Source organism: Agromyces sp. P2_B3, assembly GCF_056404815.1.
Genome location: NZ_JBFUDH010000003.1, coordinates 13,832 through 39,039, shown reverse-complemented (window position 1 = coordinate 39,039; position 25,208 = coordinate 13,832). Strand labels below are relative to the sequence as shown.

The 25,208-nt window shown below is 69.1% G+C and carries 13 protein-coding genes and 1 tRNA gene; 13 read left to right on the top strand and 1 reads right to left on the bottom strand.

Annotated features, from left to right (window positions below; all coding sequences use genetic code 11):
• The first annotated feature begins 34 nt into the window (after positions 1-34).
• From lgt to AC1DZA_RS05755, 5 genes are all read left to right on the top strand, one after another.
• The gene (gene lgt, locus AC1DZA_RS05775; RefSeq protein ID WP_476772033.1) at positions 35-1,045 is read left to right on the top strand and encodes a prolipoprotein diacylglyceryl transferase; all 1,011 of its coding nucleotides are present in this window, start codon (positions 35-37) and stop codon (positions 1,043-1,045) included.
• 109 nt (positions 1,046-1,154) lie between these two features.
• Positions 1,155-5,732, top strand: coding sequence for a glutamate synthase large subunit (gene gltB, locus AC1DZA_RS05770; protein WP_476772032.1), 4,578 nt, complete (start codon positions 1,155-1,157; stop codon positions 5,730-5,732).
• Between the two features lie 77 nt (positions 5,733-5,809).
• The gene (locus AC1DZA_RS05765; protein ID WP_476772031.1) at positions 5,810-7,267 is read left to right on the top strand and encodes a glutamate synthase subunit beta; all 1,458 of its coding nucleotides are present in this window, start codon (positions 5,810-5,812) and stop codon (positions 7,265-7,267) included.
• Positions 7,268-7,342: 75 nt separating this feature from the next.
• The gene (gene pyk / locus AC1DZA_RS05760; RefSeq protein WP_309978780.1) at positions 7,343-8,758 is read left to right on the top strand and encodes a pyruvate kinase; all 1,416 of its coding nucleotides are present in this window, start codon (positions 7,343-7,345) and stop codon (positions 8,756-8,758) included.
• Between the two features lie 132 nt (positions 8,759-8,890).
• Positions 8,891-9,802, top strand: coding sequence for an alpha/beta fold hydrolase (locus tag AC1DZA_RS05755; protein WP_476772030.1), 912 nt, complete (start codon positions 8,891-8,893; stop codon positions 9,800-9,802).
• Positions 9,803-9,861: 59 nt separating this feature from the next.
• Here AC1DZA_RS05755 and AC1DZA_RS05750 read toward each other — a convergent pair.
• Positions 9,862-9,944 (bottom strand) — tRNA-Leu (locus AC1DZA_RS05750).
• A 36-nt stretch (positions 9,945-9,980) separates the two neighbouring features.
• On the opposite strand from AC1DZA_RS05750, the gene AC1DZA_RS05745 reads away from it, so the two are divergent.
• The 8 genes from AC1DZA_RS05745 (at position 9,981) to uvrA (ending at position 25,205) form a co-directional block, all read left to right on the top strand.
• Positions 9,981-10,589, top strand: a complete 609-nt coding sequence (locus tag AC1DZA_RS05745) for an ANTAR domain-containing response regulator (RefSeq protein ID WP_159602535.1) — start codon at positions 9,981-9,983, stop codon at positions 10,587-10,589.
• A 139-nt stretch (positions 10,590-10,728) separates the two neighbouring features.
• A complete protein-coding gene (gene polA / locus AC1DZA_RS05740; protein WP_476772029.1) occupies positions 10,729-13,449 on the top strand; it encodes a DNA polymerase I in 2,721 nt (906 codons plus the stop codon).
• Positions 13,450-13,546: 97 nt separating this feature from the next.
• A complete protein-coding gene (locus AC1DZA_RS05735) occupies positions 13,547-15,220 on the top strand; it encodes a DUF885 domain-containing protein (protein ID WP_476772028.1) in 1,674 nt (557 codons plus the stop codon).
• A gap of 142 nt (positions 15,221-15,362) precedes the next feature.
• Entirely contained in the window at positions 15,363-17,699 is a 2,337-nt protein-coding gene (locus AC1DZA_RS05730) for a metallophosphoesterase (protein ID WP_476772027.1), read from the top strand.
• 187 nt (positions 17,700-17,886) lie between these two features.
• The gene (gene rpsA / locus AC1DZA_RS05725; protein ID WP_159599853.1) at positions 17,887-19,338 is read left to right on the top strand and encodes a 30S ribosomal protein S1; all 1,452 of its coding nucleotides are present in this window, start codon (positions 17,887-17,889) and stop codon (positions 19,336-19,338) included.
• A 111-nt stretch (positions 19,339-19,449) separates the two neighbouring features.
• Positions 19,450-20,061: a dephospho-CoA kinase gene (coaE, locus tag AC1DZA_RS05720; RefSeq protein ID WP_476772026.1), complete on the top strand. Its 612-nt coding sequence runs from the start codon at positions 19,450-19,452 to the stop codon at positions 20,059-20,061.
• A gap of 61 nt (positions 20,062-20,122) precedes the next feature.
• The gene (uvrB, locus tag AC1DZA_RS05715) at positions 20,123-22,189 is read left to right on the top strand and encodes an excinuclease ABC subunit UvrB (protein WP_476772025.1); all 2,067 of its coding nucleotides are present in this window, start codon (positions 20,123-20,125) and stop codon (positions 22,187-22,189) included.
• 124 nt (positions 22,190-22,313) lie between these two features.
• Positions 22,314-25,205: an excinuclease ABC subunit UvrA gene (gene uvrA / locus AC1DZA_RS05710; protein ID WP_476772024.1), complete on the top strand. Its 2,892-nt coding sequence runs from the start codon at positions 22,314-22,316 to the stop codon at positions 25,203-25,205.
• The last annotated feature ends 3 nt before the right edge of the window (positions 25,206-25,208 follow it).

Sequence of the window (25,208 nt, the reverse complement as noted above, 5' to 3'; positions counted from 1 at the left end):
GCCACCAGTCGCATGAGGAAAGGCAGCAGCCCGAGTGATCGCACCGCTCAGCATCCCGAGCCCCGACTACGAATGGCAGATCTGGGAGATCAACCTGTTCGGGTTGCAGCTCAACATCCACATGTACGCGCTGTGCATCCTGGTCGGCATCATCCTCGCGGTGGTCATCACCTCGCGGCGCCTCACCAAGCGGGGCGCCGAGCCCGGCGTGGTCCTCGACATCGCGCTGTGGGCGGTGCCGCTCGGCATCATCGGTGCGCGCATCTACCACGTGCTGACGCACCCGAACGACTACTTCTACCAGGGCGCCAACGTCTGGAACCCCTTGCAGCCCGGCGCGATCTGGAACATCTGGGAGGGCGGCAACGCGATCTACGGGTCGCTCATCGGCGGCGCGATCGGCGTCTGGATCGGATGCCGCATGACCGGCATCCGGTTCTGGTCCTTCGCCGACGCCCTCGCCCCGGGCCTCCTCGTCGCCCAGGCGGCCGGACGCCTCGGCAACTGGTTCAACCACGAGCTGTTCGGCATGCCCACCGACCTGCCCTGGGGCCTCGAGATCGAGTCGTCGAACGTCGCGTTCCCGGCCGGCCTGCCCGACGGCACCCTGTTCCACCCGACGTTCCTCTACGAGATCATCTGGAACCTCGCGGGCGCGGCGCTGATCATCCTCCTCGAACGTCGCCTCAACCTCCGCTGGGGCAAGGCGTTCGCGATCTACCTCATCTGGTACGGACTCGGCCGCTCGTTCTTCGAGGCGATCCGCGTCGACCCGAGCGAGATGTTCCTCGGGGTGCGCGTGAACGTCTGGGCGTCGTGGGCCGCGGTCATCCTCGGCATCGTGATCCTCATCGTGCAGCGGCGCCGGCACACCGGCGACGAGCTCTCGCCCTACGTTCCGGGCCGTGAATGGAAGCGCCCCGACCCTGAGGTAGACTCGGACGAAACCGAGTCCGACTCCGACTCTCTCGACGATGGCGTCGAGGGCGAGAACAGCACGGGCGAGACGGCAGCCACAAGCTCGAGCCGTTCTACCTCCGCGTAGCGCCCCATCTCCCAGTTCTCCGACGCGACGCCGCACCATGCGCCGCGACATCCCTTCGAAGGGCCGACGACGTCCCCTGCTGCCTAACTAGTTGATGAGGACGGTCCACGTGTCGCTCACTCCACCCTTCTCGAGGTTCAGTCTCGTTCCCGACGCCCAGGGTCTCTACGACCCGGCCGCCGAGAAGGACGCCTGCGGCCTCGCGATGGTCGCGACCCTCCGGGGCTCAGCCGGACACGACATCATCACCGCGGCGCTCGACGCCCTGCGCCATCTCGAGCACCGGGGTGCCGTGGGGTCCGACGCGGGCACGGGCGACGGAGCGGGCATCATCACCCAGGTGCCCGACGCGTTCCTGCGCGCGGTCGCACCCTTCACGCTGCCCGCCGCCGGCTCCTACGCCGTGGGCAACGCCTTCCTGCCCGTCGACCCGACCGCGCGCAGCAGCGTCAAGCGGCGCTTCGCCCAGCTCGCGGCATCCGAGGGCCTCGAGGTGCTCGGCTGGCGCGAGGTGCCCGTGCGTCCCGACGAGCTCGGCACCCTCGCCCGTGCGGCCATGCCGGTCGTGCAGCAGCTCTTCGTGCAGTCGTCCGCGACCACGTCGGAGGGTGCCCGGCTCGAGGGCATCGCGCTCGACCGGCTCACGTTCCGGCTGCGCAAGCGCGCGGAGCGCGAGCTCGAGCTCTACTTCGCGTCCCTGTCGTGCCGCACCCTCGTCTACAAGGGCATGGTGACCACGCTCCAGCTGGAGCCGTTCTACCCCGACCTCTCCGACGAGCGGTTCGCATCGAAGCTCGCCCTCGTGCACTCGCGGTACTCCACGAACACGTTCCCGTCGTGGCCGCTCGCCCAGCCGTTCCGGATGATCGCGCACAACGGCGAGATCAACACCATCCAGGGCAACCGCAACTGGATGCGCGCGCGCCAGTCGCAGCTCGAGTCGGAGCTGCTCGGCGACCTCGACCCGATCCTCCCGATCGTCACGCCCGGCGCGAGCGACTCGGCCTCGTTCGACGAGGTCGTCGAGCTGCTGACCCTCTCGGGCCGCAGCCTGCCTCATGCGGTCATGATGATGGTGCCCGAGGCCTGGGAGAACCAGACCGAGATCGACCCCGCCCGCCGCGCCTTCTACGAGTACCACTCGATGCTCATGGAGCCGTGGGACGGCCCGGCGGCCATCGTGTTCACCGACGGCTCGCTCGTCGGCGCCACGCTCGACCGCAACGGCCTGCGTCCCGGCCGGTACATCGTCACCGACGACGGCCTCGTGGTGCTCGCGAGCGAGATCGGCGTGCTCGACATCGACCAGTCCAAGATCGTGCGCAAGGGCCGCCTGCAGCCCGGACGCATGTTCCTCGTCGACACCGAGGCCGGGCGACTGATCGAGGACGACGAGATCAAGGCCGACCTCGCGGCATCCGAGCCGTGGGGCGACTGGCTCGAGGAGGGTCGCATCCGCCTCTCGGAGCTGCCCGAGCGGGAGCACATCGTGCACCCCCCGGCCTCCGTGAACCGTCGCCAGCGCACCTTCGGCTACACCGAGGAGGAGGTGAAGATCCTCCTCACGCCCATGGCGAAGACCGGGCAGGAGCCGCTCGGCGCGATGGGCTCCGACACGCCGATCGCGGTGCTGTCGCAGCGGCCGCGCCTGCTCTTCGACTACTTCACGCAGCAGTTCGCGCAGGTCACCAATCCGCCGCTCGACTCCATCCGCGAGGCCGTGGTCACGTCACTCGGCTCCTCGCTGGGCCCCGAGCGCAACCTCCTCACCGCCGGGCCCGACCACGCCCGCCAGGTGTCGCTCGACTTCCCCGTCATCGACAACGACGAGCTCGCGAAGATCGTGCACATCGACCCGCGGGTCGGCGCGCGCACGACGAAGACGCTGAAGGGGCTCTACCGCGTCGACGACGGGCCAGAGGCCATGCGGGCGCGACTCGACGAGATGTGCGACGAGGTCGACGAGGCCATCGAGGAGGGCGCGTCGTTCATCGTGCTCTCCGACCGCGACTCCAACAAGGACCTCGCGCCCATTCCCTCGCTGCTCATGCTCTCGGCCGTGCACCACCACCTCATCCGGTCGGAGACCCGCATGAAGGTCGGACTCGTGGTCGAGGCCGGCGACGTGCGCGAGGTCCACCATGTCGCGCTGCTCGTGGGCTACGGCGCCTCCGCGGTCAACCCGTACCTCGCGATGGAGACCTGCGAAGACCTCGTGCGAGCCGGCGTGATCACCGGTGTCACCCCCGAGCAGGCCGTGCGCAACGTCATCAAGGCGCTCGGCAAGGGCGTGCTGAAGATCATGTCGAAGATGGGCATCTCCACCATCTCGTCCTACGCCGGCGCCCAGGCCTTCGAGGCGGTCGGGCTCGCGCAGGACTTCATCGACGAGTACTTCACCGGCACGACCTCGAAGCTCGGCGGCGTCGGCATCGACGTGGTCGCATCCGAGAACCTGCACCGCCACCGCGTGGCCTACCCCGAGGACGCCGCCGTGCGCGCGCACGAGCGGCTCACCACGGGCGGCGAGTACCAGTGGCGCCGCGACGGCTCACCGCACCTCTTCAACCCCGAGACGGTGTTCCGGCTGCAGCACGCCACGCGCAACCGCCGGTACGACGTCTTCCGCGAGTACACCTCGCTCGTCGACGCGCAGGCCGAGGAGCTCATGACGCTTCGCGGCATGTTCGCGCTGCGCACCGGAGCCCGCCAACCGGTGCCGATCGACGAGGTCGAGTCGGTGGAGTCCATCGTCAAGCGCTTCTCGACGGGCGCGATGAGCTACGGATCCATCTCGAAGGAGGCGCACGAGTCGCTCGCCATCGCCATGAACCGGATCGGCGCGAAGTCGAACACCGGCGAAGGCGGCGAGGACCTCGACCGGCTCCTCGACCCCGAGCGCCGCAGCGCGATCAAGCAGGTCGCGTCAGGCCGGTTCGGCGTGACGAGCATGTACCTCACGCACGCGGACGACATCCAGATCAAGCTCGCGCAGGGCGCCAAGCCCGGCGAGGGCGGGCAGCTGCCGCCCACCAAGGTCTACCCTTGGGTGGCACGCACCCGGCACGCGACCGCGGGCGTCGGCCTCATCTCGCCGCCCCCGCACCACGACATCTACTCGATCGAAGACCTCAAGCAGCTCATCTTCGACCTCAAGCGGGCCAATCCCAAGGCGCGCGTGCACGTGAAGCTCGTGAGCCAGTCGGGCATCGGCGCGGTCGCGGCCGGCACGGCCAAGGCCCTGGCCGACGTCATCCTCGTCTCGGGGCACGACGGCGGCACGGGCGCGAGCCCGCTGAACTCGCTGAAGCACGCGGGAACACCGTGGGAGCTCGGCCTCGCGGAGACCCAGCAGACGCTCATGCTGAACGGCATGCGCGACCGGGTGGTCGTGCAGGTCGACGGCCAGCTGAAGTCGGGTCGCGACGTGATCATCGGCGCGCTGCTCGGTGCGGAGGAGTTCGGCTTCGCGACCGCGCCGCTGGTGGTGCAGGGCTGCGTCATGATGCGGGTCTGCCACCTGGACACCTGCCCGGTGGGCGTCGCGACGCAGAACCCCGAGCTGCGCAAGCGGTTCTCGGGCAAGCCCGAGTTCGTCGTGAACTTCTTCGAGTTCATCGCGCAGGAGGTGCGGGAGTACCTCGCGCAGCTCGGCTACCGCTCGCTCGACGACATCATCGGGCGTCGCGACCTCCTCGACGTCGACCGCGCGGTCTCGCACTGGAAGGCGGCGGGGCTCGACCTCACGCCGGTGCTCGTCGGCCCCGACTTCTCGGAGTCCGAGCCGCGGCGCAACCTACGGCACCAGGACCACGAGCTCGACCAGCACTTCGACAACGAGCTCATCCGCCGCAGCCGCATCGTCCTCGACGCCGGCGGCACCGTGCAGATTGAGCTGCCGATCAAGAACACCGAGCGTGCGGTCGGCACGATGCTCGGGCACGAGGTCACCGTCCTGCGCGGCGAGCACGGTCTGCCGCCGGGCTCCATCGACGTCACCCTGACCGGCTCCGCCGGCCAGTCGCTCGGCGCGTTCCTCCCGAGCGGCATCACGCTCCGCCTCGAGGGCGACTCGAACGACTACGTCGGCAAGGGGCTCTCGGGCGGACAGCTCGTGCTGCGTCCCTCGAGGGACAGCGGATTCGTCGCCGAGCAGAACGTGATCGCCGGCAACGTCATCGGCTACGGCGCGACCCGCGGCAGCATGTTCATCCGCGGCATCGTCGGCGAGCGGTTCCTCGTGCGCAACTCGGGAGCGACCGCGGTCGTCGAGGGCGTCGGCGACCACGCGCTCGAGTACATGACCGGCGGCCTCGCCCTCATCCTCGGCGAGACCGGGCGCAACCTCGGCGCCGGCATGTCCGGGGGCACGGCGTACGTGCTCGGCCTCCACGAGGACCGGGTGAACCGGGAGTCGCTGAGCTCGGGTGAGCTCGAGCTGCACCCGCTCGGCAGCGCCGACCGCGAGATCGTGCGCGACCTGCTCGAGCAGCACCTCGAGACCACGGACTCCGCGGTCGCCGCCAGGATCCTCGCCGAGGGGGATGCCGCGCTCGACCGCTTCACCAAGGTGCTGCCGCGGGACTACGCGGCAGTGCTCCGCACGCGGCAGAGCGCCGTCGACGAGGGGCTGGACCCCGACGGCGACGTCGTGTGGACGCGGATCCTGGAGGTGACCGGTGGCTGACGCATCCGCGATGCCCATCGGCATCGACGACTTCTCCCCGAACCGAGCACTGCTCGTCGAACGCATGGAGGTGACGGGTGGCTGACCCGAAGGGCTTTCTGAAGGTCACCGAGCGCGAGCTGCCCAAGCGGCGTCCCGTGCCGGTGCGCATCATGGACTGGAAAGAGGTCTACGAGCAGGGCGACCCCGCCCAGCTCCGCCGGCAGGCCGGACGTTGCATGGACTGCGGCATCCCGTTCTGCCATCAGGGCTGCCCGCTCGGCAACCTCATCCCCGAGTGGAACGACCTCATGTGGCGTGGCGAGGGCCGCGCGGCGATCGAGCGCCTGCACGCGACGAACAACTTCCCCGAGTTCACGGGCCGGCTGTGCCCGGCGCCCTGCGAGTCGGCGTGCGTGCTCGGCATCAACCAGCCCGCCGTGACCATCAAGCAGGTCGAGGTCTCGATCATCGACCAGGCGTTCGGCAACGGCTGGGTGCAGCCGCAGCCCCCCGGACGCCTCACCGGCAAGACGGTCGCGGTCGTCGGGTCGGGACCCGCCGGCCTGGCGGCCGCGCAGCAGCTCACGCGGGCCGGGCACACGGTGGCGGTCTTCGAGCGCGACGACCGCATCGGCGGTCTCCTGCGCTACGGCATCCCCGACTTCAAGATGGAGAAGAAGCACCTCGACCTGCGGCTCGCGCAGATGACCGCCGAGGGCACCCGCTTCCGCGCGGGTGTCAACATCGGCGTGGACATCACGTGGGAGCAACTGCGGGAGCGGTACGACGCGGTCGTCGTCGCGACGGGGGCCATGGTGCCGCGCGACCTGCCGATCCCGGGCCGCGACCTGCCCGGCGTGCACTTCGCCATGGAGTACCTCACGCAGTCCAACCGCCACCTCGCCGGCGACCAGGTCTTCGACCAGATCAGCGCCGAGGGCAAGCACGTCGTCGTCCTCGGCGGCGGTGACACCGGCGCGGACTGCATCGGCACGGCCCACCGGCAGGGTGCGCTGTCGGTCACCAACCTCGCCATCGGCAAGGAGCCGGGCACGACGCGTCCGGCCGAGCAGCCGTGGCCGATGCATCCGACCGTCTTCGAGGTGCAGAGCGCCCACGAGGAGGGCGGCAACCGCCACTACCTCGCGTCGACGGTCGAGTTCCTCGCGAATGACGCCGGCGAGGTGCGCGCGATCCGCGTCGCCGAGACCGAGTACCTCGACGGCCGTCGCGTGCCCAAGGCCGGCACGGAGCGCGAGATCCCCGCGGACCTCGTGCTCCTGGCCCTCGGGTTCACCGGCCCCGAGACTCGCGAGCTCGACGAGCAGCTGCAGCTCCCGGTCACCGACCGGGGCAACATCGCGCGCGACGGCGACTACTCGACGTCGCAGCCCGGCGTGTACGTCGCCGGCGACGCCGGACGAGGCCAGTCGCTCATCGTGTGGGCCATCGCCGAGGGCCGCGCTGCGGCATCCGCCGTCGACCGGTACCTTGAAGGCGACACCGACCTGCCCAGCCCGATCCCGGCGCACGCCCGCGCCTTCGCGATCTAGACCCAGCGCGCGCCGACGGCGCGTCGCACGACCACAACCCAGCGCTGCGGCGCGGAACACGGGAGCACACACCAGATGAGACGAGCGAAGATCGTCGCCACCCTCGGGCCGGCGACATCGAGCTATGAGCAGATCCGGGCGATCGTCGATGCGGGCATCGACGTGGCACGGATGAACCTCAGCCACGGCAGCTACGACGTCCACGAGGGCGTCTACCAGAACGTGCGGAAGGCGGCGAACGACTCGGGTCGCGCCGTCGCGGTGCTCGTCGACCTGCAGGGCCCGAAGATCCGGCTCGGCAAGTTCGCGAACGGCCCGCACGAGCTCGCCGAGGGCGACATCTTCAAGATCACGACCGAAGACGTCGTGGGCACGAAGGAGCTCGTCGGCACGACGTTCAAGGGACTTCCCCAGGACGTCAAGCCCGGTGACTTCCTCCTCATCGACGACGGCAAGGTGCGAGTCGAGGTCGTCGAGACCGACGGCACCGTCGTGACCACCCGCGTCATCGTGGCCGGACCGGTCTCGAACAACAAGGGCATCAACCTGCCCGGCGTCGCAGTCAACGTGCCGGCGCTGTCCGAGAAGGACGAGGCCGACCTGCGCTGGGGCCTCGAACTCGGCGCCGACCTCATCGCGCTCTCCTTCGTGCGGAACGCGAGCGACATCGATCGCGTGCACGAGATCATGGCCGAGGTCGGCCGTCGCGTGCCGGTGATCGCGAAGATCGAGAAGCCGCAGGCCGTCGACGCACTCGAGGAGATCACCGAGGCGTTCGACGCGATCATGGTCGCGCGCGGCGACCTCGGCGTCGAGCTGCCCCTCGAGGCCGTGCCGATCGTGCAGAAGCGCGCGGTCGAGATCGCCCGCCGCCTGGCGAAGCCGGTCATCGTGGCGACGCAGATGCTCGAGTCGATGATCCACAGCCCGGTGCCGACGCGCGCCGAGACCTCCGACGTCGCCAACGCGGTGCTCGACGGCGCCGACGCGGTCATGCTCTCGGGCGAGACCAGCGTGGGGGAGTACCCCGTCATCACGGTGAAGACCATGGCGCGCATCGTCGAGTCCACCGAGGAGCACGGGCTGGATCGCATCCTGCCGCTCGGCACCAAGCCCCGAACGCAGGCCGGCGCGATCACCCTCGCAGCGGTCGAGGTCGCCGACTTCGTCGAGGCGAAGTACCTGTGCGTGTTCACCGAGACCGGTGAGTCGGTTCGCCGGATGTCGCGTATCCGCTCGGTCATCCCGATCATCGCCTTCACGCCCGATCCCGCGATCCGGCGGCGGATGGCGCTGAACTGGGGCGTCGAGTCCTACGTGGTGGACCGCGTCACCCACACCGACCAGATGGTCGGCCAGGTCGACGTCGTGCTCGCCAAGACCGGGAAGGCCGTGAACGGCGAGAAGGTCGTCATCATCTCCGGTTCCCCTCCCGGCATCCCCGGCACCACCAACGACGTGCGCGTGCACGTCGTCGGCGAGGTGCTCTAGCCGCTCGCCGTCCGATGGCCCGGCGCTCCGAGGGAGCGACCGGGCCGTCGTGCGTATGTCGTGGATGCGTGACGCCGCACCTCCGTGCCAGACTTCCGTCATGGGGGTCGTGCTGACGGGCAGGAGCGCATGATGTCGACCGGATCGAGTGCAACCGCCGGCCGTGAGCGCCGTGCGCGCCGTGCGCCGAAGCGTCCCTCCACGACGCTCGCCGAGCGGTGGACGACCATCGACGGCATCGACGTGTTCTACCGGGAGTCACCTGTCCCGCCGCCCGGAGCACCGGTGATGATGCACGTGCACGGGTTCGGGCTGTCGGGTCGCTACCTGCTTCCCACCGCAGAGCGGCTCGCCGACGACTTCCACACCCTCGTGCCCGACCTTCCCGGGTTCGGTCGCAGCGGCAAGGCGGCCGACGCGCTGGACGTGCCCGACCTCGCGCACGCGGCAGCGCGGTTCCTCGACGACCGCGGCATCGAACGCGTGACCCTCGTCGGCAACTCCATGGGCTGCCCGGTGATCTGCGAGTTCGCGTACCACTATCCCGAGCGCCTCGAGCGGGCGGTGCTCGTGTCTCCGGCCGGCGGCATCTTCAACCAGCCCCTGCGCCGGGCGATGGGCCAGATCAGCCGCGACGGCACGCGCGAGCCGCCGCAGCTGATGCGCGTGGTGACCCCCGACTACCTGCGATTCGGCGTGCCGAGCACCGTGCGCATGTTCAAGGCGCTCACGCAGTACCCCTCGCTCGAGCGCATGCTGGCGATGCACATCCCCACGCTCGCGGTGCTCGGCGACCGCGATCCGCTCATGCCCGGGCCCGAGCGCGTGCAGGAGGTGGCGAGCCAGACCGACAACCACGTGCTCATCGTGAAGATCGAGGGGGCGGCGCACGCCATCAACTTCAGCCACTCGGGCGAGCTGGCGCACCTGATCCGGCTCTTCATGGCCGACCAGCCCATCGTCGACGACCCGGATTCGCCCGGTCACGCGCGCCTCTACGAGATCCATCGCGGCACGCAGCATCCGCCCGCTCGTGAGGATTGACCGCCCAGGGGTGAGGTGTGCGGATGCCGCGTCGCGCACAGGCGGCTCACGCCAGACGGTGCCGGTGGTGGGGGTCGAACCCACACGCCCTTTCGGGCAAAGCATTTTGAGTGCTCCGCGTCTGCCATTCCGCCACACCGGCCAGAGGCCTCGCTCAGAATACCGTAGGCTTTCCTGCGTGACTGACAGCGAAGAGACCCAGCCGCCCGCGCCGCGCCGCGTCGTCGTCGCGGAGGATGAGTCGCTCATCCGCCTCGACATCGTCGAGATCCTCCGCGACAACGGCTACGAGGTCGTCGGCGAGGCCGGAGACGGCGAGACCGCCGTGGCGCTCGCGACCGAGCTGCGCCCCGACCTCGTCATCATGGACGTGAAGATGCCGCAGCTCGACGGCATCTCGGCGGCCGAGCGGCTCTCGAAGGGCCACATCGCGCCCGTCGTGCTCCTCACGGCGTTCAGCCAGAAGGAGCTCGTCGAGCGGGCGAGCGAGGCGGGTGCGCTGGCCTACGTCGTCAAGCCGTTCACGCCCAACGACCTGCTGCCGGCGATCGAGATCGCACTCGCCCGCCACGCGCAGATCATCGCGCTCGAGGCGGAGGTCGGCGACCTCGTCGAGCGGTTCGAGACCCGCAAGCTCGTCGACCGGGCCAAGGGCCTGCTGAACGAGAAGATGGGCCTCACCGAGCCCGAGGCGTTCCGCTGGATCCAGAAGGCGTCGATGGATCGCCGCCTCACCATGAAGGACGTCTCGCAGGCGATCATCGAGCAGTTGGCGCCGAAGAAGTAGCGCACAGACCCCCGAATTCCGGATGCCGCGACGACCTGCTCGTCGCGGCATCCGTCGTCTTCCGCCGCCGCGCCGCCGCCCCTGGTGCGGGCGTCCACGGCGGCGAATCGGTGTCGGCGGCCGCTTGTAGGCTTGGGGGGTGCCGGACGCAGACAAGCCCACCCTTCTCGTGATCGATGGCCATTCGCTGGCCTTCCGGGCCTTCTACGCCCTTCCGGTCGACAGCTTCTCCACCCGTGACGGGCAGCACACGAACGCCATCCACGGGTTCCTGTCGATGCTGCTGCTGCTGCTGGCCAACGAGAAGCCGTCGCACCTCGCGGTCGCGTTCGACATGTCGCGCCAGTCCTTCCGCACGCGGGAGTACGCCGAGTACAAGGGCAACCGGGGCGAGACGCCCGTGGAGTTCAAGGGCCAGGTGCCGCTCCTGCAGGAGGCGCTCCAGGCGATGGGCATCCGCACCATCGAGAAGGAGGACTTCGAGGCAGACGACATCCTCGCGACCCTCGCCACGCAGGCGTCGGCCGACGGCTACCGCGTGCTGCTCGTCTCGGGCGACCGCGACACCATCCAGCTCGTCGACGACGACGTGACGCTGCTCTATCCCAACACGCAGGGCGTGTCGCAGCTCAAGCGCTACGACACCGCCGCGGTGATCGAGCGCTACGGCATCCGCCCCGAGCAGTACCCAGACGTCGCCGCCCTGGTGGGCGAGACGAGCGACAACCTGCCCGGCATCACGAAGGTCGGCGAGAAGACCGCGGTGAAGTGGCTGGGCCTCTACGGCGACCTCGAGGGCATCCTCGCGCACGCCGACGAGATCAAGGGCGTCGCCGGGCAGAACCTGCGCGACCAGCGCGAGAACGCCGAGCGCAACCGCCGGCTCAACCGGCTCGTGCGCGACGTCCCGCTCGAGGTCGTGCTCGACGAGCTCGAGGCGAAGCCGATCGACGTGGAGTCGGTGCGTCCGCTCTTCGAGCGCCTCGAGTTCCGCACGCTCCTCGAGCGGCTCACGAAGCTCGCCGCCGGTGACCTCAACGGCAACGGCGGCGGGCGTGTCGCCGCCGGCACCGGTTCGCCCGCGGCATCCGCCCCCGCCGTCGAAGAGATCGCCTCCGCTCCCGCACCGATCGCTCCGTCGCCGCAGCGGCTCGGCGGTGAAGCGCTCGCATCGTGGCTGGAGCGCGCGACGGCCGCTGAACCCGCCGGACTCGGACTGAGCCTCGAGATCGTCGACGGGCGCGTGATCGGGGCCGGCATCGCCGCCTCCGACGAGACGGTGCAGCTCGCCTGGCAGGCCGGTGCCGCCGACGCGGCGCCATTCGAAGCCTGGCTCGCCGGTGAGGCGCCCAAGATCATGACCGACGCCAAGGCGCAGCTCAAGGCGGCCGCGCGATCGGGCCTCCCGGTCGCGGGCCTCGTGCTCGACACGCTCGTCGCCGGGTGGCTCATCCGGCCGATCCTGCCGGAGAAGTCGCTGGCCGACCTCGTGTCCTTCCACCTCGGTGAGACCGTCCCGCAGGCCGACCCCTCGCTGCTCGTTCCCGAGGAGGGAAGCGACGCGGGCGCTCCCGAGTACGCCTGGTACACGCTCCGGCTCGCGCCCGTGGTGCTGCGCGCGCTCTCCGAGGACTCCCGCCGCCTGCTCGCCGAGGTCGAGATGCCGCTCGTGCCGGTGCTCGCCGCGATGGAGCTGCGTGGCGTCACGGTCGACCACGCCGAGCTCGCCTCCCTCTCGTCCGAGCTCGGTTCGCGTGCCCTGGCGCTCGCGCAGGCGGCCTACGCCGAGATCGGTCGCGAGGTGAACCTCGGGTCGCCCAAGCAGCTGCAGGAGGTGCTCTTCGAGCAGCTCGGCATGCCCAAGACCCGCTCCACCAAGACCGGCTACACGACCGACGCGAGTGCCCTGGCCGATCTGCAGGAGTCCAATCCGCACCCCTTCCTCGGCTACCTCCTCGAGCACCGCGACGTGACGAAGCTGCGCCAGATCGTCGAGTCGCTCGACAAGTCGATCGCCGCCGACGGCCGCATCCACACGTCCTACGGGCAGATCGGTGCGGCCACGGGGCGCATGTCGTCGAACGACCCGAACCTGCAGAACATCCCCATCCGCACCGAGGACGGCCGCCGGATCCGCAAGGCGTTCCGTCACGGACCCGAGTACACCGAGCTGCTGACGGCCGACTACTCGCAGATCGAGATGCGGATCATGGCCCACCTCTCGGGCGACCCCGGCCTCATCGAGGCGTTCAACGCCGGCGAAGACCTGCACCGCTTCGTCGGCGCACGGGTGTTCTCCGTCGAGCCCTCCGATGTGACGTCGCTCATGCGCACGAAGGTCAAGGCGATGTCATACGGCCTCGCCTACGGGCTGAGCGCGTTCGGACTGTCGAAGCAGCTGCGCATCGACCGGGCCGAGGCCCAGCAGCTCATGCGCGAGTACTTCGAGCGTTTCGGCTCCGTGCGCGACTACCTGAGGGGCGTCGTCGAGCAGGCGAAGGTCGACGGGTACACCGAGACCATCTTCGGGCGCCGGCGGCCGTTCCCAGACCTGTCGAGCCCCAACCGCGTGCTCCGCGAGAACGCCGAACGCGCTGCGCTGAACTCCCCGATCCAGGGCTCGGCCGCCGACATCATGAAGATCGCGATGACGAGCGTCGAGGCCGACATCGCTGCGAAGGGCCTCGAGAGCCGGATGCTCATGACGGTGCACGACGAGCTCATCTTCGAGGTCGCCGACGGCGAGTCCGACGTGCTGGAGCAGGTCGTCCGCGACCGAATGGCCAATGCCGCCGAGTTGCTCGTGCCGCTCGACGTGCAGATCGGCCGCGGCTCGAACTGGGACGACGCGGCGCACTGACCGCGGGCGTGGGCGCATGCGCCTGTCGGCATGCATCGCCGGTGCTCGCGTTCGGGCGGCCTCGGCGAGGGTCACCGGGGTGTCATAGGCTCGACCCATGGCATCGAGTGAGCGCATCCCGTCCGACGTCGATCGCATCGCAGAGGGGTGGGTCGACACACTCGTCGAGCTGAACCCCGCAGTGGGCACGTACATCGGGCGGCCATCGGCCGACGACCGACTCGCCGACTACTCGCCCGATGGCCACGCCCGGTCGATCGAAGCGACGCGTGCAGCGCTCGCGGCGCTTCGCGCGGCCGAACCGGTCGACGATATCGACCGCATCACCGTCGCCGACCTCGGCAGCGAGCTCGCGCTCGCCCTCGAGAGCCACGACGCGAAGCTGCACCTGCGCGACCTCAACGTCATCGCGAGCCCCGCGCAGGAGGTCCGTGAGGTGTTCGACCTCATGCCCACCGATTCGCGCGACGACTGGGAGCGCATCGCCGCGCGTCTCGGCGCCGTGCCCGCCGCGATCGACGGGTACGTCGCCACGCTGCGTGCGGGCGGCGCCGAGGGCGTCGTGCCGGCCGTCCGGCAGGTGCGCGAGGTCGCCGCGCAGGCCCATCGCATCGCCAAGGCCGACGGGTTCTTCGCCACGTTCGCCGAGCAGGCGAAGGCCGGCGAGGGCGAGCTTCCCGAGTCGTTGCACCGAGAGCTCGAGCGTGCGGCATCCGGTGCCGCTGCCGCGTACGGCGAACTGGCCGCGTTTCTCGAACGGGAGCTCCAGCCGATCGCGGGAGAGCGCGACGGCGTGGGGCGCGAGATCTACGCCCTGCAGTCGCGGCACTTCCTCGGGGCCGTCATCGACCTCGACGAGACCTACGAGTGGGGCATCGAGGAGCTCGCCCGCATGGTGGCCGAGCAGGAGGCCATCGCGAACGAGATCCTGCCCGGGGCATCCGTCGCGGAGGCGATCGCCCACCTCGACGGCGACCCCTCGCGCAAGCTGCACGGCACCGACGCGCTGCAGCGTTGGATGCAGGAGACCAGCGATCGGGCGGTCGCGGAGCTCGGCGCCACGCAGTTCGACATCCCCGAGGAGATCCGCACGCTCGAGTGCATGATCGCGCCCACGCAGGAGGGCGGCATCTACTACACCGGGCCGAGCGACGACTTCACCCGACCGGGCCGCATGTGGTGGTCGGTGCCCGAGGGCGTCACCGAGTTCGACACCTGGCGCGAGCTCACCACCGTCTACCACGAGGGCGTCCCCGGCCACCACCTGCAGATCGGCCAGGCCGTCGTGAACCGCGGCAAGCTCAACACCTGGCGGCGTCAACTCGCCGGCACGTCGGGCCACGCCGAGGGCTGGGCGCTGTACGCCGAGCGCCTCATGGAGGGCCTGGGCTACCTCGACGATCCCGCCGACCGGCTCGGCATGCTCGACGGCCAGCGCATGCGCGCGGCTCGCGTGGTGCTCGACATCGGCGTGCACCTGGGCAAGCAGCGGCCCGACGGCACCGGCCGGTGGACGGGGGAGTACGCGTTCGAGTTCCTCTCCGAGAACGTGAACATGAACGAGGGGTTCGTGCGCTTCGAGGTGAACCGCTACCTCGGCTGGCCCGGGCAGGCCCCGTCGTACAAGGTCGGCCAGCGGATCTGGGAGCAGCTGCGCGACGAGGTGGCGCGGCGTGAGGGCGACCGGTTCGACATCCGCGAGTTCCACCGTCGCGCGCTCGACCTCGGCGGCGTCGGCCTCGACACGCTGCGTGGCGCGCTGCTCGGCTGAGTGCGCGTGAGCCGCCGCCCCCGTTCGGGGGTTGGCGGACACGCTGAGGTCGGCGTAGACCTAGCCATGTCGAGCCGGCCCGCGGCTCGTGCTGGAAGTTCCGATGACCCGAGTTGGACGCGTTTCCCGATCGCGACGGTTGGTGGCGGCATCGCTTGCCGCCACCGCCTCGCTCGCGGCGCTCATGCTCATGCCGACCGACACCGCGGTCGCCGCGGAGGACGACTTCACCATCGTGGTGATCCCCGACACGCAGGGCTACACGAACACTGGCGGCATCGACGCCATCTTCGACCAGCAGACGCAGTGGATCGTCGACCAGCGCGACCAGCTGCACACCAAGTTCGCGATCCATCTCGGCGACCTCGTCGAATCCTGGCCGAACGTCAACCAGTGGGCTCGCGCGAGCCGGTCGATGGCCATCCTCGACACGGCGGGCGTCCCGAGCTCCGTGCTCCCCGGCAACCACGACCTCAGCATCACGACCGGGGAGTCGAGCACCTACGACACGTACTTCCCGCCGAGCCGCTACTCCGCCGCGACATGGAACTCCGCCTCCGTGCGATACGGCGGCTACCTCGGGCAGAACCAGTTCGGGCCCGATGGCATCGATCGGAAGAACAAGGACAACTACGCGCTGCTCGACGCCGGCGGACTCAAGCTCCTCCTCGTGAACCTGGAATTCGAGTCGCCCGCGTACTCCCTGGCCTGGGCGCAGCGCGTCATCGACGCGTACCCCGATCGCCGAGTCATCCTCGCGACGCACGGCTTCATCACCACCACCGGCAACCGGTCGAACACGGTCATCCGCACCGACACGACGCCGAAGTCTGCGAACGACGTCTGGAACGAGCTCGTCTACCGCAACTGCAACATCTTCATGGTCGTCAACGGGCATTGGCACGACGGCGAGTTGAGTGAGGCCCGCCGCACCGATCCCAATGCGTGCGGCCGGCCCGTGCACCAGATCCTCAGCGACTACCAGGATCGCGCCAATGGCGGGAACGGGTGGCTGCGGTACTACACGTTCCATCCCGCGACCGACACGATCGACGCCTTCACCTACTCGCCGTACCTGCAGCAGACGGAGAACGACGCGGACAGCCGCTTCACGCTGTCGTACGACATGCACGCGCCGGCCGGCGGGGAGCCGGTGACGCTGCTCGCCGGCGGCTCCTCATGGAGCTGGCGCTACGAGCCCGGCGCCTGGCCGACCGGTTGGAACACCGAGGCGTTCGACGACACCGCGTGGGCACGGGGCGGCGCACCGCTCGGACGCGGATCCACCTCCATCGTGACGGTGGTCGACAAGCCGCTGCCGACCACCAATCGCCCGATCAGCATGGTGTTCCGACATCGCGTCGACATCGCTCTAGCCGGCGAACTCAGTGACGTGCGCGTGATCACGCGCGCCGACGACGGCGTCGTGGTGCACGTGAACGGCGTCGAGATCGGCCGCTCGCGGATGCCCACGGGCACCGTGACCTCAGGCACGTACGCCACCGCGGCGCCGAGGACCTCGGTCGCGACCGCCACGCCGACCGAGTTCGCGGTGCCCGCCGGCCTGCTGCACGACGGGATCAACACGATCGCGGCATCCACCCACCTCAACTACAAGGGCACGACGGATGCGTCGTTCGAGCTGGTCATGTCCGCGACCCGAGTGCAGGACACGACGCCTCCTGCACCAGCACCCCCGACGCTCACGGCCGACAGCACCCACGAGGACGTGACCCTCTCGTGGGCGCCGGGTGACGCGACGCCCGTGCAGAGCTGGACGATCTCGAAGGATGGTCAGCCCCTCGGCACGGTGGCCGGCGGGACCACCACGACGGTCGACACGGAGGTCCTGCCGGCAACGGCGTACACCTACGGCATCCGTGCTGTGGGAACGACGGGACTCGAGTCGACGGAGACCACGCTCGTGGTGACGACGGATCCCGCGCCGTCCGAACCGGTGCCGGTCGTGCTGGTGGACGCGGGAGGCGATTGGCGCTGGCAGTACCGCAGCGGCAGCTGGCCAGCCGGCTGGACCACATCCGCCTTCGACGATCGCGGCTGGAACGCCGGGAAGGCGCTGTTCGGATTCGGCGCTCCCGGCATCGTCACCGTCGTCGACGTGCCGCCGCCGACGTCGGGACGGCCGATCAGCGCGCAGTTCCGACGCTCGTTCACGGTCGCCGACGCGGACGTGCTCAGCGGCGTCACGCTGACGACTCGCGCGGACGACGGGGTGGTGGTGTTCGTCAACGGAGTCGAGGTCGCTCGCTCGAATCTCCCGACCGGAGTCATCGGTTCGGGTACCTATGCGACGGCGGCGCCCCGCACCACGGCCGCACCGCAGGTGGTGGTCACGATCCCGGCGTCCGCCCTGCGCGACGGGGTGAACACCATCGCGGCATCCGTGCACCTCAACTACCGCGCGACCCGCGACATGACGTTCGATGCGAGGATCGATGCGATGGCGGCTCCCGGATGACCGTGACCACGGGTGTGTGAGCACGGATGACGGGCGGGGCGTACTGCCGGATTGCGGCCTATGCCAAGGATTGGCTAGGATAGAGCGTCACTCGTGTGACATCCCTGTCCGCATGCCCATCGCGGAACCAACATAACGCTCTACCTCGCGATGGGCTCGATTCTGTCCTTTACGGAGCATTCACTACATGACAACCGCAACGACCAAGGCACCCAAGCAGGTCGCGATCAACGACATCGGATCTGCTGACGATTTCCTCGCCGCGGTCGAGAAGACTTTGAAGTTCTTCAACGACGGCGACCTCATCGAGGGCACCGTCGTGAAGATCGACCGCGACGAGGTGCTCCTCGACGTCGGCTACAAGACCGAGGGCGTCATCCCCTCGCGTGAGCTTTCCATCAAGCACGATGTCGACCCCAGCGAGGTCGTCGGCGTCGGCGACACCGTCGAGGCGCTCGTTCTCCAGAAGGAGGACAAGGAAGGCCGCCTCATCCTGTCGAAGAAGCGTGCGCAGTACGAGCGCGCGTGGGGCGACGTGGAGAAGATCAAGGAGGCCGACGGCGTCGTGACCGGTTCGGTCATCGAGGTCGTCAAGGGCGGCCTGATCGTCGACATCGGCCTCCGCGGCTTCCTCCCGGCGTCGCTCATCGAGCTCCGCCGCGTGCGCGACCTCACGCCGTACCTCGGCCAGGAGATCGAGGCGAAGATCCTCGAGCTCGACAAGAACCGCAACAACGTCGTGCTCTCGCGCCGCGCGCTCCTCGAGCAGACGCAGTCCGAGTCGCGCTCGACGTTCCTCGCGAACCTCCACCCGGGCCAGATCCGCAAGGGCGTCATCTCGTCGATCGTCAACTTCGGTGCGTTCGTCGACCTCGGTGGCGTCGACGGTCTCGTCCACGTCTCCGAGCTCTCGTGGAAGCACATCGAGCACGCCAGCGAGGTCGTCGAGGTCGGCCAGGAGGTCACCGTCGAGGTGCTCTCCGTCGAGCTCGACCGCGAGCGCGTCTCCCTGTCGCTCAAGGCGACGCAGGAGGACCCGTGGCAGGTCTTCGCCCGTACCCACGCGATCGGCCAGGTCGCACCGGGCAAGGTCACGAAGCTCGTTCCGTTCGGTGCGTTCGTGCGCGTCGCAGACGGCATCGAGGGCCTCGTGCACATCTCGGAGCTGTCGGGCAAGCACGTCGAGCTCGCCGAGCAGGTCGTGTCGGTCGGCGAAGAGGTCTTCGTCAAGGTCATCGACATCGACCTCGAGCGTCGCCGCATCTCGCTCTCGCTGAAGCAGGCGAACGAGGGCGTCGACCCCGAGGGCACCGAGTTCGACCCGGCGCTCTACGGCATGCTCACGGAGTACGACGAGCAGGGCAACTACAAGTACCCCGAGGGCTTCGACCCCGAGACCAACGAGTGGCGCGAGGGCTTCGAGGCCCAGCGCGAGAAGTGGGAGCAGGACTACGCTGCCGCCCAGGCTCGCTGGGAGGCCCACAAGAAGCAGGTCGCCGCGGCGAACGCTGCTGCCGTGGCCGACGACTCGTTCACCTCGGGTGCCGCATCGTTCTCGAGCGACTCGGCCGGCGCGGGCACCCTCGCCGACGACGCGTCGCTCGCGGCGCTGCGCGAGAAGCTCTCGAGCAACAACTAGTCGCGTTTCGCGATACGGAAGGCCGGTCCCTCGGGGCCGGCCTTTCCGCGTCTCCCGGGCGTCGTGTTCGACCGGGAGAGAGGCGCGTTCGACCCGGATAGAGTGGTCGGCGTGTATCTGATCGGTCTCACTGGCGGAATCGCCTCAGGCAAGTCCACGGTCGCGCGTCGCCTCGTGGAGCACGGGGCGGTGCACATCGACGCCGACGACCTGGCGCGGCGGGTCGTCGCACCGGGCAAGCCGGCGCTCGCGGCGATCGTCGACGAGTTCGGTCCCGGCGTGCTCCGCTCCGACGGCACGCTCGACCGGGCGAAGCTCGGCGAGCTGGTGTTCGCCGATGAGGCGGCGCGCGCGAAGCTCAACGCCATCGTCCATCCCGCCGTTCGGGAGCTCTCGGCCAAGCTCATCGAACGGGCCGCGCAGGAAGACCCCGAAGCGGTCGTCGTCTACGACGTCCCGCTCCTCGTCGAGGCGGCCGTCGACCATCCGTTCGATCTCATCGTCGTGACGAACGCCCCGCGCAAGACGCAGGTCGAGCGGCTCGTCGAGCAGCGCGGGTTCGACCCGCTCCAGGCGCAGGCGCGCGTTGACGCCCAGGCGGACAACACCTCCAGGCTGGCGATCGCCGATGTCGTCATCGACACTGACGGCTCGCTGGCGCACACCATGAGCCAGGCCGATGCCCTCTGGAATCGGATCAGGGCGCAGCGCACCTCCGCGTAGCCGTTGTTCGCGGGGAGCTGACTCGGCCGGAGTGTCGGCGGCCGAACCTAGACTTGATGGCATGCAGGCCACACGATCCGTCCGTCCGTTCGAGGTCGTGAGCGACTACCGGCCGAGCGGTGATCAGCCGACGGCGATCGCAGAGCTCGCGGGTCGCATCAACGCCGGCGAGACCGATGTGGTGCTCCTCGGTGCCACGGGCACCGGCAAGTCGGCGACCACCGCGTGGCTCATCGAGCAGGTCCAGCGGCCGACGCTCGTGCTCGCGCACAACAAGACGCTGGCGGCCCAGCTCGCCACCGAGTTCCGCGAACTCATGCCCAACAACGCGGTCGAGTACTTCGTCTCCTACTACGACTACTACCAGCCCGAGGCCTACGTCCCGCAGACCGACACCTTCATCGAGAAGGACTCGTCGATCAACGCCGAGGTCGAGCGGCTCCGGCACTCCACGACGAACTCGCTGCTCAGCCGGCGCGACGTGGTGGTGGTGTCCACGGTGTCGTGCATCTACGGCTTGGGCACCCCCGAGGAGTACCTGAAGGCGATGATGCCGCTCCAGGTCGGGCAGCGCGTCGACCGCGACTGGCTCATCCGCAAGTTCGTCTCGATGCAGTACCAGCGCAACGACGTCGACTTCTCGCGCGGCAACTTCCGCGTGCGCGGCGACACCATCGAGATCATCCCGATCTACGAGGAGCTCGCGATCCGCATCGAGATGTTCGGCGACGAGATCGAGGCGCTCTACCACCTGCATCCGCTCACCGGCCAGGTCGTCGAGAAGCTCGATGCCGTGCCCGTGTTCCCCGGGTCGCACTACGTCGCGAGCACCGACGTCATGCAGCGCGCGATCGGCACGATCCGCCTCGAGCTCGAGGAGCGGCTGGCCGAGCTCGAGCGCGAAGGCAAGCTGCTCGAGGCGCAGCGGCTCCGCATGCGCACCACGTTCGACCTCGAGATGATGGAGCAGATCGGGTTCTGCTCCGGCATCGAGAACTACTCCCGCCACATCGACGGCCGAGCACCCGGTGAGGCGCCGCACTGCCTCCTCGATTACTTCGCCGACGACTTCCTCGTCGTGATCGATGAATCCCACGCCACCGTCCCGCAGATCGGCGCGATGTTCGAGGGCGACTCGTCGCGCAAGCGCACGCTGGTCGAGCACGGCTTCCGGCTGCCCAGCGCCCTCGACAACCGCCCGCTGAAGTGGGACGAGTTCAAGGCGCGGGTCGGCCAGACCGTGTACCTGTCGGCGACGCCCGGCCGCTACGAGATGGGCATCGCCGACGGCGTGGTGGAGCAGATCATCCGGCCGACCGGCTTGGTCGATCCGCAGATCGTGGTGAAGCCGTCGAAGGGGCAGATCGACGATCTCCTCGAGGAGATCCGGCTCCGCGCCGAGCGAGACGAGCGCGTGCTCGTCACGACGCTCACGAAGCGCATGGCCGAGGAGCTCACCGACTTCCTCACCGAGGCCGGCGTGCGAGTGCGGTACCTGCACTCCGACGTCGACACGCTGCGTCGCGTCGAGCTCCTCACCGAGCTGCGCGCCGGCGTCTACGACGTGCTGGTGGGCATCAACCTGCTCCGCGAGGGCCTCGACCTGCCCGAGGTGTCGCTCGTCGCCATCCTCGACGCCGACAAAGAGGGGTTCCTCCGGTCGTCGACCTCGCTCATCCAGACGATCGGCCGTGCGGCGCGCAATGTCTCGGGCGAGGTGCACATGTACGCCGACGTGCTGACCGACTCGATGGCTGCGGCCATCGACGAGACCACGCGTCGCCGCGACCGACAGCTCGAGTACAACAGGGCGAACGGCATCGACCCGCAGCCGTTGCGAAAGCGCATCGCCGACATCACCGAGGTGCTGGCGCGCGAAGAGGCCGACACGGCCGCGCTGCTTGCGGGCCGCGACGCCCGCAAGAAGTCGCCGGTGCCCAACCTGCGGCGGGAGGGCATCGCCGCCGAAGGGGCCAACGATCTCGAGGAGCTCATCCGCGACCTCAACGAGCAGATGCTCGAAGCAGCCGGCGAGTTGAAGTTCGAGCTGGCAGCACGGCTTCGCGACGAGGTGTCCGAGCTCAAGCGGGAGCTGCGGCAGATGGAGAAGGCGGGCCACCTCGGCTGAAGCGAGCAAACACGAGCACCTGCCGCTTCGTTCGCCTCGGTGTGGGACCCGAATCGAACGTATGTTCGCTGAGAGCACGATCAACGCGGGACTCCGTGTCAGTGGGTCTCCCTAGACTCGTAGGGTGCCAGTTTCACGTCTCGATGCCCATTCGCAGCTGAGTGTCCGCGGTGCCCGCGTGCACAACCTGCACAACGTCGACGTCGAGATCCCGCGTGATGCGATGGTCGTCTTCACGGGTCTCTCGGGCTCCGGCAAGTCGTCCCTGGCGTTCGACACGATCTTCGCCGAGGGCCAGCGCCGCTACGTCGAGTCGCTCTCCGCGTACGCGCGGCAGTTCCTCGGCCAGGTCGACCGGCCCGACGTCGACTTCATCGAGGGCCTGAGCCCCGCCGTGTCGATCGATCAGAAGTCGACCAACCGCAACCCGCGCTCGACCGTCGGCACGATCACCGAGATCTACGACTACATGCGCCTGCTCTGGGCGCGCATCGGCGTGCCGCACTGTCCCGTCTGCGGCGAGCCCATCCAGCGGCAGACCGTGCAGCAGATCGCCGACCAGCTGATGGAGCTGCCCGAGGGCACCCGCTACCAGATCCTGAGCCCGGTGGTCTCGAAGAAGAAGGGGGAGTTCGTCGACCTCTTCCGCGAACTCGCCGCCGGCGGATACTCGCGCGCCGTGGTCGACGGCGAGGTCATCCGCCTCGATGAGCCGCCCGTGCTCAAGAAGCAGGTCAAGCACGACATCTCCGTCGTGATCGACCGGCTGGTCGCCGGTCCCGACGTCCTCGGCCGGCTCACCGACTCGCTCGAGACGGCACTGCGACTCACCGATGGCCTGGTGCAGGTGAACTACGTCGACGAGACCGGGCCCGCCGCGTGGGCGACCTTCTCCGAGAAGCTGTCGTGCCCCAACCAGCACCCCATCCAGCTCACCGAGATCGAGCCGCGCACGTTCTCGTTCAACGCGCCGTTCGGCGCATGCCCCGAGTGCTCCGGCCTCGGCACCAGGATGTCGGTCGACGAGGAGCTGCTGCTCGGCGACCCGTCGCTGAGCATCGCCGAGGGCGTCATCCTGCCGTGGACCTCGCAGGGGAAGAGCCTCTACAACTACTACGAGAAGCTCCTCGACGGCCTGGCCCGCGATCTCGGCTTCTCGCTCCGCACCCCGTGGGAGGAGTTGGCCGACGACGCGCGCCAGGCGGTGCTGCGCGGAGACAACTTCGAGGTCAAGGTGCGTTGGCGCAACCGGTACGGCCGTGAGATGAGCTACTCGTCGGGCTTCGAGGGGGTCGTTCCCTACATCGAGCGGCAGTATCTCCAGGCCGAGACCGACGTGCAGCGCGCGCGCTGGTCCGAGTACCTCCGCGAGGTTCCGTGCCCAGTCTGCGATGGCAAGCGGCTGAAGCCCGAGGTGCTGTCGGTGCTCGTCCACGAACACAGCATCGCCGACGTGGGCCTGCTGAGCCTCACCGAGGCCAGGTCGTTCATGGATCGCCTCGAGCTCACCGATCGCGAGCAGGCGATCGCCGCGCAGGTCCTGCGCGAGATCAAGCTCCGACTCGACTTCCTCATCCGGGTCGGACTCAGCTACCTCGACCTGGCCCGCGCCGCCGCGACGCTGTCGGGCGGCGAGGCCCAGCGCATCCGGCTTGCCACCCAGATCGGCTCCGGCCTCACCGGCGTGCTCTACGTGCTCGACGAGCCGAGTATCGGCCTGCACCAGCGCGACAACCGCCGACTCATCGACACCTTGGTCGCACTCCGCGACCTCGGGAACACCCTGATCGTGGTGGAGCACGACGAGGACACGATCCGCACCGCGGACTGGATCGTCGACATCGGCCCGGGCGCCGGCGTGAACGGCGGCACGGTGGTGCACTCGGGCAGCTACGCCGACCTCCTGAAGAACACGCGGTCGCTCACCGGCGACTACCTGTCCGGGCGCAAGGAGATCGCCATTCCCGCCCGTCGCCGACCGATCGACCCGGCACGCATGATCGGCGTACAGGGCGCGGAGGCCAACAACCTGCGCGGCGTCGACGTCGAGTTCCCGCTGGGCACCTTCACCGCGGTCACCGGCGTCAGCGGCTCGGGCAAGTCGTCGCTCGTCAACGACATCCTCTACCGGGTGCTCGCCAACCGGCTCAACGGGGCACGCAAGGTGCCGGGCAAGCATCGGCGAGTGACGGGCATCGACCAGCTCGACAAGGTCGTGCACGTCGACCAGGCACCGATCGGGCGCACGCCGCGCTCGAACCCGGCGACCTACACCGGTGTGTTCGACCGCATCCGCACCCTGTTCTCCGAGACCACCGAGGCGAAGGCGCGCGGGTACCTGCCGGGGCGCTTCAGCTTCAACGTCAAGGGCGGCCGCTGCGAGGCCTGCTCGGGCGACGGCACCATCAAGATCGAGATGAACTTCCTGCCCGACGTGTACGTCGCGTGCGAGGTCTGCGGCGGCCAGCGGTACAACCGCGAGACGCTGCAGGTGCACTACAAGGGCAAGAACATCGCCGAGGTGCTCCAGATGCCGATCAGCGAGGCCGCGGAGTTCTTCGAGCCCATCTCGGCGATCCACCGCTACCTCAAGACGCTCGTCGACGTCGGCCTCGGCTACGTCCAGCTCGGCCAGAGCGCCACCACCCTCTCGGGCGGCGAGGCGCAACGCGTGAAGCTCGCGACCGAGCTCCAGCGCCGATCGAACGGGCGCAGCGTCTACGTGCTCGACGAGCCCACCACGGGCCTGCACTTCGAAGACGTGCGCAAGCTCCTCAAGGTGCTCGGCAAGCTCGTCGACAAGGGTAATACGGTGATCGTCATCGAGCACAGCCTCGACGTCATCAAGTCCGCCGACTGGATCATCGACCTCGGCCCCGAGGGCGGATCCGGAGGCGGGCAGGTCGTGGCGACCGGAACGCCCGAGCAGGTCGCCCGGGTTGCGACGAGCCACACCGGCTACTTCCTCCGTGAGATCTTCGACGCGGCATCCGTGCACGCCGAGGTCGCCAGCTGACGA

What these genes read in the sequence shown, in the direction of transcription:
- AC1DZA_RS05755 (WP_476772030.1), top strand. Translation starts at nt 8,891, where the DNA reads ATGTCGACCGGATCGAGTGCAACCGCCGGCCGTGAGCGCCGTGCGCGC.
- pyk (WP_309978780.1), top strand. Translation starts at nt 7,343, where the DNA reads ATGAGACGAGCGAAGATCGTCGCCACCCTCGGGCCGGCGACATCGAGC.
- uvrB (WP_476772025.1), top strand. Translation starts at nt 20,123, where the DNA reads ATGCAGGCCACACGATCCGTCCGTCCGTTCGAGGTCGTGAGCGACTAC.
- rpsA (WP_159599853.1), top strand. Translation starts at nt 17,887, where the DNA reads ATGACAACCGCAACGACCAAGGCACCCAAGCAGGTCGCGATCAACGAC.
- AC1DZA_RS05735 (WP_476772028.1), top strand. Translation starts at nt 13,547, where the DNA reads ATGGCATCGAGTGAGCGCATCCCGTCCGACGTCGATCGCATCGCAGAG.